This is a genomic window from Streptomyces phaeolivaceus (genome assembly GCF_009184865.1).
GTDB classification, from domain to species: domain Bacteria; phylum Actinomycetota; class Actinomycetes; order Streptomycetales; family Streptomycetaceae; genus Streptomyces; species Streptomyces phaeolivaceus.
In genome coordinates this window covers 8,030,135-8,047,372 of the sequence record NZ_CP045096.1, presented here as the reverse complement: position 1 = coordinate 8,047,372, position 17,238 = coordinate 8,030,135, and the positions used below count along the sequence as shown (strand labels likewise).

Here is a 17,238-nt window from a genome sequence, read left to right as displayed (position 1 = left end):
CGCCGACCTGCGCCGCAACAAGTCGACTAAATTCCAAGACCCGTAAAGGTGTCGGACCAGTGCGAGAATGTGTTCAGTTCTTGGGATTGCCAGGCCCTTCAGGACAGCGCCCTGAAGCCTCTGGATTCATCAATCTTCGATTCAATGAGAATCCTTTCGGCGGGCAGTATCTTCGCTACCCCGAGCACTCACCGGATTTCCTTGCTCCTTTATATCTGAGCGCGCTGGAAATCCTCGATCCAACTACCGAAGGCAGCGTGCGCCGTCCCTCAGCAGCGGATGCGGTGATCACTCGGGGTGCCACGGAAGCACTTGATCTGGTACTGCGGGCGCTTTTCGAACCGGGGAAGGATGCCGTGGCGGTCACATGGCCGAGCTTCGGCTTCTTCGAGCGGCTCGCGACACTGCACAACGTCGCACATCATCGTGTGGCACTCGGCGGGGCGCGGTACGACCGACTGGACATCGATCGCCTGCTGTCGCTTCCGGTGAAAGGGATCTTCCTTTGCGATCCCAACAACCCGACCAGCACCTGTCTGAACGCCGGTGACCTGGACCGCCTGCTGGATCGCTTTGACGGGCTCGTCATCATCGACGAGACCTATTCCGAGTTCACCGCTCGACCTTCGCACCGACACAAGCTGGACGCCCACCCCAACCTGATCTCGGTGCGGTCGATGTCAAAGGCCCTGGGTATGGCGAATCTGCGGCTCGGAGCGTTGTTCGGAGCATCCGCCGTCCTTGACGAGGTACGCAAGGTACGCATGCCCTTCCCCGTCCCGAGCCTGGTCGCCGAGGCCGCCACAGGGGAATTGACCAAACCCGCACAGCTCGCGTCCAGGATCGCTTCCTGCGTGGCGGAACGCGACCGGTTGGCGAAAAACCTCATGGACTGTCCTGACGTGCTCGACGTCTTTGCGGACGCCGGATTCATTTCCGTCCGGATCGCCGACCAGGACTCCGTGCTGCCGAAACTGCACGATGCTCGTATCGCCGTGGCACCCGAGCCGGAAGGTTGGCGCGATCATCTGCGGATCTCTGTCGGACCCCCGTCCGAGAACGCGCAGTTGCTTGCCGCTCTCCAGCGGAACGCTCGACGTGCCGCTCCCTGACTTCCCTCTCTCCCATTCGCGTTCGCAGGAAGGTGAACACACGTGACCGAACAACTCGCCGTCGATGAGCAGCAGTTGGACACCGCTGTCCTGACCGTCTCACGCAATGACATCCGACAGATATCCTCCGTCATCGTCGAGGGCAACACCCACCAGCTCGGAGAACAACGGGACTTCCGGCGGAACGACCTCCTAGCCGGCTTTCTCCCGGAAACCGGCCGCCTCTCGGTCTCCTGGGTCCGCCTTGCCGACGGCGAGCAACTGGACGTCCACCAACACCCGATCAAGTCGATGATCATCGTCTGCAAGGGCTCGGTCCGACTCCTCGGGGACAAGGAGCAAGAGCTGGCCGAGGGAGACACCGTCGCCGTTCCCCCGGGCGCCCGGCACGGCTTCGTGACCAGGCCGGGTGAGGAGTTCTACGGACTCTCGGTGCAGTTCGAGGGAATCGGGCTCTACGAGAACCAACACGCGGCACGAGTCGAGTTCAGCGGGGACTCCACGCCAATGGCCAAGCTGGAGGAATACAACGCCGAGCGGCTGCGCAAATTCAGCGATCACCACTTCTTCGACCTGTTCGACGGCGGCCATGTGCGACGAGACCGAAGGATGCGCGACCGCTTCGTCTCCGCTCTCTACGTCTGGTCCGTGTACTTCCAGCGCATGCTCTACGCACGGCAGGCGACCTGCGCCGATCCACTGTTGCGTGAGGTGTACGCGGGCCATCTGCGCGAGGAGTTCGGACACGACCTCCTGCTCAAGGAAAAGCACGGAGTCAGCGACACGGTGTACGACCCCATTCTGGAAGCCGTCGGCAACTGGTTCGTGATGCACATGCACGGAACGGACGAGGCGTCGAAGATCGTCATCGTTCACATGGCCGTCGAGACATGCTGCCAGGTGTTCGGCGAACGCACCACCGTGGCCTTCACCGAGGAAAACGCAGCCGGCACCGACACATCCGGCACCTCTTACTTCGATCTCCATTCCGAAGTGGACGAGGATCATCGGGAACTGGGCCGTGACTACCTCAGGGGACTGTCCGCCGCGCAATTCCCGCAGCTCATGCAGGTCTGTGCCCAGGCATGGGACCAGATCGATCTGCTCTTCGAACGGATCTCCGCCCACATGGTGCGCTGACGGGACGACGCGGGAAAGGAGGGCCCATGCGGCACACGCACTCGGGTGGGGGACTGTTTCCGCACCCGGAGAACCGCGACATGTTCACGGAACTGCTGCGACAAGTCATCGACGACTACTACCGGTGGCACGCGCAGTGCGCGGAAGCTGCCGCACCGGCTCTCATCGACCCCACGCACGAGGCCGTAGCGGATTGTCCCGCAGGTCCTGCGGGGGACATGGATGCCGTCGCAAGCCTGGTGCGCGAGTTGTCCGGGCGGCTTGCGCACCAGGCGACGCCCGTCCCCTCGCCGTTGTATTTGGCCCACATGACGCCGGACATCCCCGTAGCGGCGAGCCTCGCCTACCTCTGCGCGATGCTCTACAACCCCAACAACGTCACACCGGAGACCGCTCCGGTGACCACCGAGCTGGAACACGAGGTCTCCGACGACCTCTGCCGCCTGATCGGCTACCAGCTCGGCACCGGGTGGGCGCACCTCTCATCGGGAGGCAGCTCGGCCAACTTCGAAGCCCTGTGGATCGCCCGCAACCTGCGCAGCGTGCCCTCCGCTGCCGAGGCCCACCCCGCAGCAGCCGACCTCGTCGCCGATCGCTCCCCCCTGGTGTTGGCCAACATGCCAGTACCCCAAGTGCTGGATCTCCTCGCAGCCCTGTCCGCGCGCGGGCTGCTCCCCGAGGTGGGGCGGCTGGCCGCCGAGCAGCGCCGGGAGGCGAACACATCGGGCACGCTGCTGCTCGCCCAGAGCGCGCACTACACCTGGGACAGGTGCGCCGACCTGCTCGGGCTGGGCCCCGCCGATGTGGAGAAGGTGGAACTGACCCAGACGCACAGGGTGGACGTACGGGCACTCGGCAGGCGAGTGCGCGCCCTGTTGGCGAACAGGCAGCCGATCCTGGCCGTGGTGGCGATGTGCGGCAGCAGCGGAGAAGGCGCGGTCGACGACCTCGACGCCATCCTGCAGTTGCGGGCCGATTGCGAGCGGCGTTTCGGCGCATCGTTCTATGTCCATGTCGATGCCGCTTTCGGCGGATACTGCCGCAGCCTGTGGCTGCGACCCGACGGCACGATGGCTCCTTTCGAGGACCGACCGCTGGACGGAAGCGGCGCCCGCATGAAACCGGAGGTCCACGCCGCCTTCCGTGCACTGCACCTCGCCGATTCGGTCACGGTGGATCCCCACAAGAGCGGCCACAGCCCCTATCCGGCAGGCGGCTTGGTGTTTCGCGACAGACGAGCCGTCTCCCTCGTGGCCCGGGAGTCGATGTACTTCGGTCAGGGGAACGGCACGCGCATCCCCTTCGGTCCACACACGCTCGAAGGGGGTCGCCCTGGAGCGGCGGCTGCCGCCGTATGGGCCGCGCACCGACAGATCGGGCTGCATTCGCAGGGCTACGGCCGTTTGCTGGGCGGCTGCGTCGCGACGGCTCAGAGACTGCACAAGCGGTTCTCCGAGACCGGCCGGACCGGGCCAACGGCAACCTACGGCGTGGATTCCGAGGTCATCAGCTGCTTCGCCCCGGACCTGAACATCCTCAATCTGTCCGTCGGACCGCGGGAAAGTGAATGCCGGCGCGTCGGTGGGGGCGCCTTCGGCCGCTTGGCGCTCGACTCGATCCTTGCCGAGGCGGCTGATGAACCGCTGACCAGCCTCTACGTGTCAGGAAACTCCTTCACCGGCCGTCCATTGCCCGGAGGGGTGGAGCAGGTGCTGCGGTTGTGCACGATGAAAGAGCTCGGGCCGGCGGCCTTGGACGTCGTCGAGCTACGGCTGCGGGCCGCCGTTTCCCGGTCCGTGGCCAAGGTGGGCACCGATGGCGTCGCCGCCCGACCGGTCTCCGTTCCTGCTTCAGCGAAGGAGTGGAAGTGACCCCCGCACACACGGACAGCAGTGACAGACCGTCAAAAGTCAGCTGGGACCCCCAGTTGTACCTGCGTTTCCCGGAACACCGAATACGCCCGGCGCTGGAGCTGCTGGACCGCGTCTCGTTCGACACGCCTCCTGCGGTTGTGTACGACCTCGGGTGCGGCCCCGGGACGCTCACGCGCGTGTTGACCGAACGCTTCCCCGGCGCCGAGGTTCACGGCGTCGACAGTTCCCCGGAGATGTTGCGGACTGCGGCCGAGGCCGCGCCCACGGCACATCTGCACCAGGTGGAGATCAGCTCTTGGCGCCCGCGGCAGCGTCCCGACCTGGTGTTCGCCAATTCGCTGTTCCACCTGGTCCCCGACCACGGCGACCTCCTGCGGCGCATGGTCCGCGACCTCACTCCCCGCGGCGTACTGGCGGCGCAGATGCCGGTGTTCCACCGCACGCCGTGGTTCCGGCTGATGACCCAGACGCTGGAGGACGGTGGGCGGGGCGGCACGCCCCTGGGCGCCCCCGGTCTGCGTCGGACGCTGTACCGCCGGCACACGGTGGAAGCGATGGGCTACTACGACCTGCTGGCCGGCCCGAACACGGAAGTGGACATCTGGAGCACCGAGTATCTACACGTCCTGGACGGTCCCGATCCGGTGTGGGCCTGGGCGGAGGCCGCCGGACTACGGCCCGTCATCGACGGGCTGACCGCTGCCGAGTTCGCCGAGTTCCGTACCACCTACCTGGAACGGCTGCGCGCGGCTTACCCGCCCCTGCCGGACGGTCGCACTCTCTTTCCGTTCCAGCGGCTCTTCCTCGTCGTTCACAGCGCCTGAGCCCGGATCCACAGGATCATCTCTGTCTCTGCTCACAGGACAAGGTCATGACATGAGCGACTAAACCGCTTTCAAGCCGACAGAGCCGACAGAGCCGACAGAGCCGACAGAGCCGACGGCGGCAGTATCCGGGGCTGGCGCCCTCGAAGGTGCGAGCCCCCAACTCCAAGGGCGCATGGGTGTCATGGAGGTCGCCTTCACCGTTCTGGCCTTCGCGGCTCCCCTGGCCAGCGTTGTGGGCGTGATACCGCTGGTCATCGGCTCCGCCGGCGCGGGAGCACCACTCGCCTTCGTCGCGGCGACCCTGGTGCTGGTGGTCTTCTCCGTCGGCTACACCACGATGAGCCGCTATCTCCCCAACCCCGGCGCGTTCTACGCCTACATCACCGCCGGTCTGGGCCGGGTGGTCGGGATGGCCGCGAGTCTCCTCGCTGTCCTCGGGTATTTCATGATCGGTGTGGGCGCCTCCCTCTTCTTCGGGATCGTCGCCAACGACATGGTCGCCGACTCGCTCGGCGGCCCATCGTTGCCCTGGTGGTCGTACTCGCTGACTCTCGTCGTGGTCGTCGGGATCTTCGGATACTTCCGGATCGACGTGTCCGCCAAGGTGCTGTCGCTGGCGATGGTGCTGGAGATCGTGGTGATCCTGATCTTCGACCTGGCTGTCGCCCTCCGAGGGGGGCCGCAGGGGCGCTCGCTCACCCCGTTCGCCTTCGGCTCCTTCAGGTCAGGAGCCGTGGGGGTCGCCCTGCTCTTCGCCGTGACCACCTTCATAGGCTTCGAGGCCACGGCGATCTTCCGTGAGGAGACCAGGGATCCACGGCGAACGGTCCCTCGGGCGACCTATCTGGCCGTGCTCTCCATGGGTGTCTTCTACATCGTCGTCACGTGGCTGCTCGTGGTCGCCTACGGCACGGCGCATGCCACGCAGGTGGCTACGACCAACCCACCGGGCATGTTCTCGGACGCCATGGGGCGGTTCGTAGGAACGTGGGCACGGGATGTGATCTCGGTGCTGGTGGTGACCTCTGTGTTCGCAGGGGTGCTTTCGTGCCAGAACATCATCGCCCGGTACGGGTACTCCTTGGGCACCGACCGGGCGTTGCCGTCGCCCCTCGGCAGGGTGCACCCGCGTCACGGATCGCCCTACATGAGTTCCGTCATGGTGAGCGCCGTCTTCGTCGTCGCTGTACTCGCGTTCACCGGCAGCGACCCGGCGACGGCGTACGCCTGGCTGACCGGTGCCGGCGGTTTCCCCATTCTCGTGCTCATGTTCCTGACCAGCCTGGCCGTTCTCGTGTTCTTCCACCGATCGCGCGGGAAGGTCGACGACGCGACGCGCTGGCACACCGTGATCGCTCCCGCACTGGCCACAGCGGCTCTGGGTGCGGCGCTCTACCTGGCCTTCACCAATTTCGTCCTCCTGACCGGAGGTAGCCGCGGGACGGCAGTCACCTTGCAGGTGATCGTCTGGGGGGTCTTCCTCGCCGGGCTCGTCCTCGCCTTGGTGTTCCGGTCGCGGCGTCCGGACGTGTATGCGCGGATCGGCCGACAGTCGATCACCTGATCTGGCGCGCAGGTGCGCACGGGGTGCCGCTCTTGCGGGACTTGCGGTCGTTCGCGCAGCCACTTCAGCACCGCTCAGCCCGGCGATCGGCTGCGATGCTACCTCTGTTGCACATCACATCGCTCGACCAGGAATGCTGCACGACAGTCAGCTCCGCGCGAGCGGAGGTGTTCCGGTACAGCAGTCACATCGCCTGACCAGGGGCACAACGCGCCTGACGCCCCATCAGAACGAGCGTCAAATGAGCGTCACGAGCGTCATTTCAGCGTCACGATATCGCCCGTAACGCCCACACCGCACATAATACGCACGCAAGAAACCGCAGGTCAGGAGCCTTTCGCGACCGGTTCCAGGATCGCGACGCACTCCACATGATGAGTCATCGGAAACAGATCAAACGCCCGAAGCATCCGCACCCGATACCCCCCATCCCGGAAGTACCCCAGATCCCGCGCCAGCGCCGCCGGATCGCAGGCCACGTACGCGATGCGGCGCGCGCCCAGCGACGAAAGGTGCTGGACGGTCTTCTTGCCGGCGCCCGCGCGCGGTGGGTCAAGGACGATGAGGTCGACCTCCGTGATGCCCGTGCGGGGCAGGACCGCCTCGACCTTGCCCTGTTCGATGCGGACGCGTTCGAAGTCGGCGAGGTTGTGCCGCGCGTCCTCGACCGCGCGCTTGCCGGACTCGATGCCGAGAACGGCGCCCTTGTCGCCGACACGGTCGGCGAGGGCGCCCGCGAAGAGGCCGACACCGCAGTACAGGTCCAGCGCCATGTCCCCCTTGCGCGGCAGCAGCCCCTGCATGACGGCCTTGACGAGGGTGTCGGCGGCCTTGGGGTGGACCTGCCAGAAACCACCGCTGCCGACCCGGTACGTACGGTCGTCCGCGCGCTCGCGCACGAAGGGGCGGCCATGGACGCGATGCACGCCCCCGTCCTTCTCCTCGACCCGCATCACCGACACCGGCCTGTCCAGCTCCACCAGCGGCAGCCGCGCGCCCGGCCGGGGCTCCAGGATCACCTGACGGTCCTGCGAGCCCGTCGCCGCGATCGCGTCGATCGACGCCATGCCCGTCCAGTCGCGCTTCTCGATGCCCAGTTCGGAGACACCCGGCGCCGCGATCATGCAGTGGTCGATCGGCTCGACCTCGTGCGAGCGGTGCCTGCGCAGTCCCGCCCGGCCGGAGTCGTCCACCGCGTACTGCACCCGCGTACGCCATGCCGGGACCTCGCCCGACGGCAGCTTGTCGCCCTCGGCCGGCATCACCGTGCCGTCCCAGCCCGCCTCCTCGGGCGTCAGCCCCGCGAGCCGCTCCAGCTGCTCGGCGATCACCTCGCCCTTGAAACGGCGCTGGGCGCCCGGCTTGGCGTGCTGCCAGTCGCAGCCGCCGCAGGCGCCGGGGCCGGCGTAGGGACAGGGCGCCTCGACGCGGTCCTTGGAGGCCGACAGGACCGAGACCGCGTCCGCCCGCAGGAAGCGCGCGCTCTCCTCGCCGTCGGTCACCCGCGCCACGACCCGCTCGCCGGGCAGCGTGTGCCGGACGAAGAGAACCTGGCCCTCGGACGTACGCGCGATGCAGTGGCCGCCGTGGGCAACGGGGCCCACCTCGACCTCGTACTCCTCCCCCACCAGCGATTTCTTCGGTTCTGCCTGCATGGTGGGGTGACTCCAGAAGAGAGAAGCGGGAGGGGAAACGGCAACGGCCGGACAACAGCCCACCAGTCTACGTGGGTGCCGTCCGGCCGCCGACCACGAACATCAGCCCTTGCTGCCCGAGGACTCCTTGCTGTCCGAGGACTCCTTCGCCGAGTTCTTCGACGACTCCTTCGTCCGGTCGTGCGCCGGCCCCCGCCGCACCGACCCCGGCGCGCTCCAGTCCTGCCGCTTGCGCGCCCGGCGCTTGGCGACCTCGGAGGACTCCAGCTGGTAGGGCACGGAGGTCACCATGACACCCGGTGTGAAGAGGAGCCTGCCCTTGAGCCGGAGTGCGCTCTGGTTGTGCAGCAGGTGCTCGTACCAGTGACCGACCACGTACTCGGGGATGATCACCGACACCGCGTCGCGCGGGGACTCCTTGCGCAGCCCCTTGACGTACTCGATGACCGGCCTGGTGACCTCGCGGTACGGCGAGTCGAGGACCTTCAGCGGGACGTCGATGCCGCGCCGGGTCCACTCCTCCTGGAGCGCCTTGGTCTCGGTCGGGTCGACGTTGACGCTGAGCGCCTCCAGAGTGTGGGAGCGCATCAGCTTGGCGTAGGCGAGGGCGCGCAGGGTGGGGCGGTGGATCCGGGAGATCAGCACCACGGAGTGGACGCGCGACGGCCGTACGACGTCGTCGCTCGGGCCGTCCGGCGCGGCGATCTCCGCGGCGACCCGGTCGTAGTGCTTACGGATCGCCGTCATCGTCGCGTAGAAGATCACCATGCCGAGCAGGGCGACCCAGGCACCGTGCGTGAACTTGGTGATCAGGACCACGATCAGGACCAGGCCCGTGAAGAAGGCGCCGAAGGTGTTGATCGCGCGGGAGCGGACCATGTGGCGGCGCTTGGCCGGGTCCTTCTCGGTGCGCAGATGACGGTTCCAGTGCCGGACCATGCCGGTCTGGCTGAGCGTGAAGGAGACGAACACCCCCACGATGTACAGCTGGATGAGGCGCGTCGAGTCGGCGCCGTAGATCCACACCAGCAGCACGGCGGCGCCCGCGAGGAGCACGATGCCGTTGGAGAAGGCCAGGCGGTCGCCGCGGGTGTGCAGCTGGCGCGGGAGGTAGCGGTCCTGGGCGAGGATCGAGCCGAGCAGCGGGAAGCCGTTGTACGCGGTGTTGGCGGCCAGGAAGAGGACCAGCGCGGTGGCGGCGGCGAGGACGACGAAGAAGAAGGTCCCGTCACCGAAGACTGCTGCGGCGACCTGGGAGATCACCGGGTTCTGGACGTAGGAGTCGCCGACCGGGGTGCCGTCGCGCACCAGGTCGACCGCCGGATTCTCGGCCATCCGCACCTTGGTGGCCATGGCGAGGCCGATGATGCCGCAGAACATCGTGACGGCGAGGAAGCCCATCAGCGCCAGGGTGGTGGCCGCGTTCCTCGACTTGGGCTTGCGGAAGGCGGGGACACCGTTGGAGATCGCCTCGACTCCGGTGAGCGCGGCACAGCCGGAGGAGAAGGCGCGCAGCAGCAGGAAGACCAGCGCGAAACCGGCCAGTCCCTGATGCTCGGGCTTGATCTCCAGATCGGCGGTGGGCGCCCGCATCGTGTCGTCGAGGACGAGGCCGCGGTAGGCGCCCCAGGCGATCATCAGGAAGACACCGACGACGAAGACGTACGTCGGGATCGCGAAGAGCTTCCCGGACTCCCTCACCCCGCGCAGGTTCATCAGCGTCAGCAGCACGATGATGCCGATCGCGCACAGCACCTTGTGCTCGACGAAGAAGGGGACGGCCGAGCCGAGGTTCTCCACACCGGAGGAGATGGACACGGCGACGGTCAGGACGTAGTCGACGAGGAGCGCGCTGGCGACGGTGAGTCCGGCCTTGGGGCCGAGGTTGGTGTTGGCCACCTCGTAGTCGCCGCCGCCGCTCGGGTACGCGTGCACGTTCTGCCGGTACGACGCCACCACGGTGAACATCAGTACGACGACCGCGACGGCGATCCAGGGGCTGAAGTGGTAGGCCGACACGCCCGCGATGGAGAGGACCAGCAGTACCTCGCCGGGTGCGTACGCCACGGACGAGAGCGGGTCGGAAGCGAAGACGGGGAGTGCGATGCGCTTCGGCAGGAGCGTTTCGCCCAGCCGGTCGCTGCGCAGGGCCCGCCCGATCAGAATCCGTTTGGGCACGTCGGTCAGTTTGGACACGCAGAGGATCGTAAGCGCCCCGGCTGGTTCTGGGCACATCCGGGTGAAATCCCGGCGGGCCACGGGGTGAAATCCGTCCGCCGACGACTGCGAGGTGCGTCACGTCACGCATCCTCCGGTCAGATGGGCGGCGTCCTCACGTCCATATGACGAATCCCATGACGCTCTCCGCCCCCCTCCCCCCTCACTCCCCCCCTCACCCCTCCCACCCCATCCCACTCCCCTCCCTTTCACCTCCTCCTCCCTTTCACCTCCCTCCCTCCCTCCCTCCCTCCCTCTCACTCCCTGGAGACTCCATGCAGGCCGCGACCGCGGAGCTGATCGGCGCTCTCGCCTCCCTCGTCGGACTCGGCTTCCTGACGAGGATCAGCGTCCGCCGGATCAGCCGACGTCGTCCCACGATGTGACCCGGGCCTGCACGGGGGTGCCCCCGGTGGACCGCACGTGTGTAGCTTGGGCGACGGTCTGAGACCCTGGTTTCGACGTTTCGGCTGAACAGTAGCTATTGACACCGGAAGGACGGTCGTGCACATCGTCATCATGGGCTGCGGGCGAGTGGGTTCCACCCTCGCCCAGACCCTCGAGCAACAGGGGCACACGGTCGCCGTGATCGACCAGGACCCCACGGCATTTCGTCGTCTGGGCTCGGGATTCGGCGGCCGGCGCGTCACCGGGGTCGGCTTCGACCGCGACACCCTCCGCGAAGCGGGCATCGAGGAGGCGGGCGCCTTCGCCGCCGTCTCCAGCGGCGACAACTCCAACATCATCGCCGCCCGCGTGGCCCGCGAGATGTTCGGCATCGAGAACGTGGCGGCCCGGATCTACGACCCCCGCCGCGCCGAGGTCTACCAGCGTCTGGGCATCCCGACGGTCGCCACGGTCCGCTGGACCGCCGACCAGATGCTCCGCCGGCTGCTGCCGTCCGGGGCCGAGCCGCTGTGGCGCGACCCCACCGGCGGCGTCCAGCTCGCCGAGGTGCACGCCTCGTCGGCCTGGGTGGGCCACAAGATCAGCAAGATGCAGGAGGAGACCGGTGTCCGCGTGGCCTTCCTGACCCGCCTGGGCGAGGCGATCCTGCCGTCCTCCCAGACGGTGCTGCAGGAGGGCGACCTCGTGCACGTGATGATGCGGACGGACGACGTGGAGAAGGTCGAGGCGTCCTTCGCCGAGGGCCCCGACGAGGAGGGCGGTCACTGATGAGGGTCGCCATTGCCGGAGCCGGAGCGGTCGGCCGCTCGATCGCGGGCGAACTGCTGGAGAACGGCCACGAGGTCCTTCTCATCGACAAGGCGCCGACCGCCATCTCGGTCGAGCGCGTCCCCCAGGCGGAGTGGCTGCTCGCCGACGCCTGTGAGATCACCTCCCTGGACGAGGCCGCGCTCCAGCGCTGCAACGTCGTCATCGCCGCGACCGGCGACGACAAGGTCAACCTGGTCGTCTCACTGCTGGCGAAGACGGAGTACGGCGTGCCGCGCGTCGTCGCCCGGGTCAACAACCCCAAGAACGAGTGGCTGTTCAACGAGTCCTGGGGTGTCGACGTGGCCGTGTCGACCCCGCGACTGATGTCGGCCCTGGTCGAGGAGGCCGTCAGCGTCGGCGATCTGGTCCGGCTGCTGCGCTTCAGCCACGGTGACGCGAACCTGGTCGAGCTGACCCTGCCTCCCGAGTCGGCCCTCGCCGGCACGCAGGTGGGCGACGTCGAGTGGCCGGAGGACACCTCCCTGGTCACGATCATCCGCGGCACCCGGGTCCTCACCCCGACCCCGGACGACTCCCTGGAGGCCGGCGACGAACTCCTCTTCGTGGCCGCCCAGGCCCGCGAGGAACAGCTGGAGGACCTGCTGTCGGTACGGCGCGAGGACGCGACGAGCTGACGCGGGAGGCCGCGAGAGGCCGCGACGACGAAGGGGCGCCCCGGCGATTCGGGACGCCCCTTCGTTCATGCCGTCTTCGCAACGCTGTTTTCGCAGCCCAGTCCAGGTCCGTCCAGCCCCAGTGAGCCCCGCACCACCGCCGGGCGCCTAGTCAGCCGCCCGCGCCGCGGCCTTCCGCTCCTTCTCCGCCCGCTCTTCCGCTTCCATCTCCGCGAACACATCGATCGGCGCGGGCGCCTTCGCGAGGAAGATCCAGGTCAGCCACACGGCGAGCAGGAACGGCGGGATCTTCAGGGCGATGAGCACCCAGCCCAGCTGGGTGGTGTCGGCCCACCAGTACAGCGGGAAGAGGATCGCGCACTTGGCGAGCAGGATCGCGCCCCAGGCGTAACTCGCCTTCGCGTACGCCTTCTTGCGCCCCGGGTTCCGCTTCCGCCAGGACAGGTTCTCCTTGAAGACCGGGCCGAGCATCAGCCCGATCAGCGGCACCCCGGCCAGCGTCGTGATGATGTACGCGAGCCCGAGGCCCAGCGTGTAGAGCATGCCCGGCAGATAGAAGTCCTTGGCGTTGCCGGTCATCATCGCGAAGACCACACCGAAGGCGACCCCGAAGACACCGCTGAAGGCGTGCTTGACGGTGTCCTTCATGACGAGGCGCACCACGACCAGCAGGACGGAGACGCCAAGGGCCGCGAGGGCGGCGGAGTGCAGGTCCTTGTTGATCGTGTAGATGGAGACGAAGAGCAGCCCCGGGAGCACGGTCTCGACCATGCCGCGGACGCCACCGAACGCCTCGAACAGCGCGGCCTCCGTCACCGCCCTGGAGTCGTGCGAGCCGTCGGCTCCGTCCGGGCCGCCCTCGGCGTCCCGGACGCCGTGCTGGGCGTCTTCCGTCGGCTTGTCGAGCGACGTCACCGGCTACTCCCGTCCGAGCGGTCTGAGTTCGTATTTCGGATTGAACAGCACCCTACGGCCCCGGCTCATCGAGATCCGGCCGGATGCGATCAGCTTGCGCCCCGGTTCTATCCCGACGATGGAGCGCCTGCCCAGCCACACCACGTCCAGCGCGGCCGAACCGTCGAACAGCTCGGCCTCCAGGGCCGGGACACCGGCACGGGGGCGCAGCGTGACCGTGCGCAAGGTACCAGTAACCGTCACTATCTGTCGGTCGTGGCAGTCACATATGCGCGTGCAGCCCGCGGTGTCCGCGTCCTCGCGCAGCTCCTCCGACTCCAGGTCCGTCTGGGACGAGGAGAGCCGGTCGAGCATGCGCCGGAACCGGCCCGTCGGCTTCTCGGAACGAGGAACAGCACTCATGACAAAAGCGTACCGGGGCCCGCCGACAGAGCCGCACCCCCGTACGCGGACCCGTCCACGCGCGCGTGCACGCGTGCGTGCACGCGCGCGGGAACGGCCGCTCACTTCTCGAAGCGGTATCCCATGCCCGCCTCGGTGATGAAGTGCCGGGGCCGCGAGGGGTCGCCCTCCAGCTTGCGCCGCAGCTGGGCCATGTAGACCCGCAGATAGTTGGTCTCCGTCCCGTACGACGGCCCCCAGACCTCCTGGAGCAGCTGGCGCTGACCGACCAGCCGCCCGGTGTTGCGGACCAGCACCTCCAGGAGGTGCCACTCGGTGGGGGTCAGCCGGACGTCCTTGCCGTCCCGGTTCACCTTCTTCGCGGCCAGGTCCACGGTGAAGTCGTCGGTCTCCACGATCACGTCGCCCTCCTCGCCGCCGACGGGCTCGGCACGGCGGACGGCGGCGCGCAGCCGGGCGAGCAGCTCGTCCATCCCGAAGGGCTTGGTGACGTAGTCGTCGGCGCCCGCGTCGAGGGCCTCGACCTTCTCGTCGGAGGAGTGCCGGGCCGACAGGACGAGGATCGGGACCCGGGTCCAGCCGCGCAGCCCCTTGATCACCTCGACCCCGTCCATGTCGGGCAGCCCGAGATCGAGGACGACGACGTCGGGGTGGCGCGCGGCGGCGAGTTCGAGGGCGCTCGCGCCGTCGTGGGCCGCGTCGACCTCGTACTTGCGGGCCTTCAGGTTGATCACGAGCGCGCGGACGATCTGCGGCTCGTCGTCGACCACGAGCACCCGGGTCATGTGGTTCGCCTCTCTGCGGATCCGGCCGCGTCGGACCGTACGGCCGCGTCGGACCGTGCGGCCGCGTCGGACCGTGCGGCCGTACGTGCTGGTGAAGCCGTGTCGGCCGGTACGGACGTGCCCGCCGCGGTAGACGCGGCAACCGGTGCGGAGGTTCCCTCCGGGGCGGTCCCCGCTCCCGGTGTCGACGTGTCGGCTGACGAACCCTCGCCCGCCACGGAACCGGCCCCCGCCGTCGGGGATGCGGCAGCCGGGGCCGCCGATGTGGCCGCAGACGCGCTCCCGGCCCCCGACGCCGACGTGTCCGCCCCGGACGGGGCCACCGGTGGGTCCGTGCCCGGCCCGGAGGGCTGCTCCGCGGCCCGCACGGTCAGCACCATGGTGAGTCCTCCGCCGGGGGTGTCCTCGGCGTCGAGCGTGCCGCCCATGGCCTCGGCGAAGCCCCGGGCGACCGCGAGCCCCAGGCCGACGCCGGTGCCGCGCGGGGCGTCGCCGTGGCGCTGGAAGGGCGCGAAGATGCGGTCCTTGGCCTCGTCGGGGACGCCGGGGCCGCGATCGGTGACCCGGACCTCGACCCGGGCGCCGAGGGCGCTGGCGGAGACCTGGACGGGTGTGCCGGGCGGGCTGTACTTGACGGCGTTCTCGACGACGTTGGCGACCGCGCGCTCCAGCAGCCCGGGGTCGACGGCGACCATGGGCAGGCTCTCGGGGATCTCCAGTCCGACGCTGCCCTCGGGGACTCCGACGAGGGCCATCGGCACCACCTCGTCGAGGTCGATCTCGCGGATCAGCGTGCTGACCGTGCCGGTCTGCAGGCGGGACATGTCGAGGAGGTTGCCCACGAGGTGGTCGAGCCGGTCGGCGCCCTCCTCGATCCCGGCGAGCAGTTCGGCCTCGTCCTCCCGCGACCAGGCCACGTCGTCGGAGCGCAGGGACGACACGGAGGCCTTGATCCCGGCCAGCGGGGTGCGCAGGTCGTGGCTGACGGCGGCGAGCAGCGCGGTGCGGATGCGGTTGCCCTCGGCCAGCTCCTTGGCCTGGTCGGCCTCCTGCCGCAGGCGCCGCCGGTCCAGTACGACGGCGGCCTGGGCGGCGAACGCGGCCAGTACCCGGCGGTCCTCTGCGGGCAGGACGCGCCCGGAGAGGGCGAGCGCCATGTGGTCGCCGACCGGCATGTCCACGTCGGCGGCCTCCGGACGGTCCACCTGCCGGGGCCCCACACTGCCCGCGCAGGTCCACGGGTCGACCTCGCTCCCGCGCTCCAGCAGTGCCACCGACTCCATCCCGAAGGTCTCGCGCACCCGTTCGAGCAGCGCCTCCAGGCTGGTCTCGCCGCGCAGCACGCTGCCCGCGAGGAAGGACAGGATCTCCGACTCGGCCCGCAGCCGGGCCGCCTGCTGGGTGCGCCGGGCCGCGAGGTCCACCACGGACGCCACCGCCACCGCGACCCCTATGAAGACGGCGATGGCGACGATGTTCGTCGGGTCGTCGACCGTCAGGGTGTGCAGCGGCGGGGTGAAGAACCAGTTGAGCAGCAGCGAGCCCAGCACGGCGGCGGCCAGGGCGGGCAGCAGCCCGCCCAGCAGGGCCGCGGCCACCGTCAGGGACAGGAACAGCAGCATGTCGTTGGCGAGACCGAGGTCGGTCTCGACGTTGGCGAGCAGCAGCGCGAGCAGCAGGGGGCCGGCCGTCCCGACCAGCCAGCCCCAGACCATCCGGGCCCGGCCGAGCCGCGCGCCCCGGGCGACCGGCAGGCCGCGCCCCTTGCCCGCCTCGTCGTGGGTGATCAGATGGACGTCCAGGTCGGGCCCCGACTCCCGGGCCACGGTCGCGCCCACGCCCGGCCCGAAGACGTACTGCCAGCTCCTGCGGCGCGAGACACCCAGCACGATCTGGGTGGCGTTGACCCCGCGTGCGAAGGCGAGCAGCGCGGCCGGGACGTCGTCGCCGACGACATGGTGGAAGGTGCCGCCGAGGTCCTCGACGAGGGTGCGCTGGACGGTGAGTTCCTTGGGCGAGGCGGAGGTCAGCCCGTCGCTGCGGGCGATGTAGACGGCCATGACCTCGCCGCCCGCGCCCTTCTCCGCGAGCCGGACGGCCCGCCGGATCAGGGTCCGCCCCTCGGGACCGCCGGTGAGGCCGACGACGATCCGCTCCCGCGAGCCCCAGATCTTCGACACCTGGTGCTCGCTGCGGTACGCGTTGAGGTACTCGTCCACCCGGTCCGCCACCCACAGCAGCGCCAGCTCCCGCAGCGCGGTCAGGTTCCCGGGCCGGAAGTAGTTCGACAGGGCCGCGTCGACCTTGTCCGGCTGGTAGATGTTCCCGTGCGCCATCCGCCGCCGCAGCGCCTGGGGCGACATGTCGACCAGCTCTATCTGATCCGCCCGCCGCACCACCTCATCGGGCACGGTCTCGCGCTGCCGTACACCGGTTATCGACTCGACGACATCGCCGAGCGACTCCAGGTGCTGGATGTTGACGGTCGATATCACGTCGATGCCGGCGGTGAGGAGTTCCTCGACGTCCTGCCAGCGCTTGTCGTTGCGCGAGCCCGGCACATTGGTGTGGGCCAGTTCGTCCACCAGGGCCACCCGGGGCCGCCGGGCGAGGACGGCGTCCACGTCCATCTCGGTGAAGACCGTGTCCCGGTACGCGAGCTCCCGGCGCGGAATCTGCTCCAGACCGTGCAGCATCACCTCGGTGCGCGGGCGGCCGTGGTGCTCCACGAAGGCCACCACGCAGTCGGTGCCGCGCTCGATCCGGCGGTGCGCTTCGGACAGCATGGCGTACGTCTTGCCGACGCCCGGTGCCGCACCGAGGTAGATCCGAAGCTTTCCGCGTCCCATGTCCCCATTGTCTTCCCGTGACCGCTGCCTACGCAGCGTCGACCC

Annotated in this window: 13 protein-coding genes; 7 read left to right on the top strand and 6 right to left on the bottom strand. The window is 68.7% G+C overall.

The genetic code is table 11. From position 1 onward, the window contains the following. Nucleotides 1-80 precede the first annotated feature (80 nt). The 5 genes from F9278_RS37000 (at nt 81) to F9278_RS36980 (ending at nt 6,517) form a co-directional block, all read left to right on the top strand. Nucleotides 81-1,112: an aminotransferase class I/II-fold pyridoxal phosphate-dependent enzyme gene (locus F9278_RS37000; RefSeq protein WP_193241801.1), complete on the top strand. Its 1,032-nt coding sequence runs from the start codon at nt 81-83 to the stop codon at nt 1,110-1,112. Between the two features lie 42 nt (nt 1,113-1,154). Beyond that, a complete protein-coding gene (locus F9278_RS36995) occupies nt 1,155-2,252 on the top strand; it encodes a cupin domain-containing protein (protein ID WP_226967108.1) in 1,098 nt (365 codons plus the stop codon). A 26-nt stretch (nt 2,253-2,278) separates the two neighbouring features. After that, nucleotides 2,279-4,123 carry a pyridoxal phosphate-dependent decarboxylase family protein gene (locus tag F9278_RS36990; RefSeq protein ID WP_193241800.1) on the top strand — a complete coding sequence of 615 codons (1,845 nt, stop codon included), beginning with the start codon at nt 2,279-2,281 and terminating at the stop codon, nt 4,121-4,123. Further along, nucleotides 4,114-4,950: a methyltransferase domain-containing protein gene (locus F9278_RS36985; RefSeq protein ID WP_319023125.1), complete on the top strand. Its 837-nt coding sequence runs from the start codon at nt 4,114-4,116 to the stop codon at nt 4,948-4,950. Before F9278_RS36990 ends, F9278_RS36985 begins: the two co-directional genes overlap by 10 nt. A 175-nt stretch (nt 4,951-5,125) precedes the next feature. Further along, nucleotides 5,126-6,517 carry an APC family permease gene (locus F9278_RS36980; protein ID WP_152172190.1) on the top strand — a complete coding sequence of 464 codons (1,392 nt, stop codon included), beginning with the start codon at nt 5,126-5,128 and terminating at the stop codon, nt 6,515-6,517. A 326-nt stretch (nt 6,518-6,843) separates the two neighbouring features. Here F9278_RS36980 and F9278_RS36975 read toward each other — a convergent pair whose 3' ends face one another. Both F9278_RS36975 and F9278_RS36970 read right to left on the bottom strand, forming a co-directional pair. After that, nucleotides 6,844-8,172: a class I SAM-dependent RNA methyltransferase gene (locus tag F9278_RS36975; RefSeq protein ID WP_152172189.1), complete on the bottom strand. Its 1,329-nt coding sequence runs from the start codon at nt 8,170-8,172 to the stop codon at nt 6,844-6,846. Between the two features lie 102 nt (nt 8,173-8,274). Continuing rightward, on the bottom strand, nt 8,275-10,368 hold the full coding sequence (locus tag F9278_RS36970; protein WP_152172188.1) for an APC family permease: 2,094 nt from the start codon (nt 10,366-10,368) through the stop codon (nt 8,275-8,277). A 525-nt stretch (nt 10,369-10,893) separates the two neighbouring features. On the opposite strand from F9278_RS36970, the gene F9278_RS36965 reads away from it, so the two are divergent. Further along, nucleotides 10,894-11,565, top strand: coding sequence for a potassium channel family protein (locus F9278_RS36965; protein WP_033525197.1), 672 nt, complete (start codon nt 10,894-10,896; stop codon nt 11,563-11,565). Continuing rightward, nucleotides 11,565-12,242, top strand: a complete 678-nt coding sequence (locus F9278_RS36960; RefSeq protein WP_152172187.1) for a potassium channel family protein — start codon at nt 11,565-11,567, stop codon at nt 12,240-12,242. The genes F9278_RS36965 and F9278_RS36960 overlap by 1 nt, the downstream gene beginning before the upstream one ends. A 147-nt stretch (nt 12,243-12,389) precedes the next feature. Here the strand turns inward: F9278_RS36960 and F9278_RS36955 are convergent, their stop codons facing one another. The 4 genes from F9278_RS36955 to F9278_RS36940 all read right to left on the bottom strand — a co-directional run bounded on the left by F9278_RS36955 (nt 12,390) and on the right by F9278_RS36940 (nt 17,193). Continuing rightward, nucleotides 12,390-13,157 (bottom strand): DUF3159 domain-containing protein, encoded by a 768-nt coding sequence (locus F9278_RS36955; RefSeq protein ID WP_152172186.1) that lies wholly within the window; start codon nt 13,155-13,157, stop codon nt 12,390-12,392. 3 nt (nt 13,158-13,160) lie between these two features. Beyond that, on the bottom strand, nt 13,161-13,559 hold the full coding sequence (locus tag F9278_RS36950) for an OB-fold nucleic acid binding domain-containing protein (RefSeq protein ID WP_152172185.1): 399 nt from the start codon (nt 13,557-13,559) through the stop codon (nt 13,161-13,163). A gap of 101 nt (nt 13,560-13,660) precedes the next feature. Then, nucleotides 13,661-14,344 carry a response regulator gene (locus tag F9278_RS36945; RefSeq protein WP_152172184.1) on the bottom strand — a complete coding sequence of 228 codons (684 nt, stop codon included), beginning with the start codon at nt 14,342-14,344 and terminating at the stop codon, nt 13,661-13,663. After that, nucleotides 14,341-17,193, bottom strand: coding sequence for a sensor histidine kinase (locus F9278_RS36940; protein WP_226967107.1), 2,853 nt, complete (start codon nt 17,191-17,193; stop codon nt 14,341-14,343). The genes F9278_RS36945 and F9278_RS36940 overlap by 4 nt, the downstream gene beginning before the upstream one ends. Between the last annotated feature and the right edge of the window lie 45 nt (nt 17,194-17,238).

What these genes read in the sequence shown, in the direction of transcription:
- F9278_RS36990 (WP_193241800.1), top strand. Translation starts at nt 2,279, where the DNA reads ATGCGGCACACGCACTCGGGTGGGGGACTGTTTCCGCACCCGGAGAAC.
- F9278_RS36980 (WP_152172190.1), top strand. Translation starts at nt 5,126, where the DNA reads ATGGGTGTCATGGAGGTCGCCTTCACCGTTCTGGCCTTCGCGGCTCCC.
- F9278_RS36975 (WP_152172189.1), bottom strand. Translation starts at nt 8,172, where the DNA reads ATGCAGGCAGAACCGAAGAAATCGCTGGTGGGGGAGGAGTACGAGGTC.
- F9278_RS36960 (WP_152172187.1), top strand. Translation starts at nt 11,565, where the DNA reads ATGAGGGTCGCCATTGCCGGAGCCGGAGCGGTCGGCCGCTCGATCGCG.
- F9278_RS36950 (WP_152172185.1), bottom strand. Translation starts at nt 13,559, where the DNA reads ATGAGTGCTGTTCCTCGTTCCGAGAAGCCGACGGGCCGGTTCCGGCGC.
- F9278_RS36945 (WP_152172184.1), bottom strand. Translation starts at nt 14,344, where the DNA reads ATGACCCGGGTGCTCGTGGTCGACGACGAGCCGCAGATCGTCCGCGCG.
- F9278_RS36940 (WP_226967107.1), bottom strand. Translation starts at nt 17,193, where the DNA reads ATGGGACGCGGAAAGCTTCGGATCTACCTCGGTGCGGCACCGGGCGTC.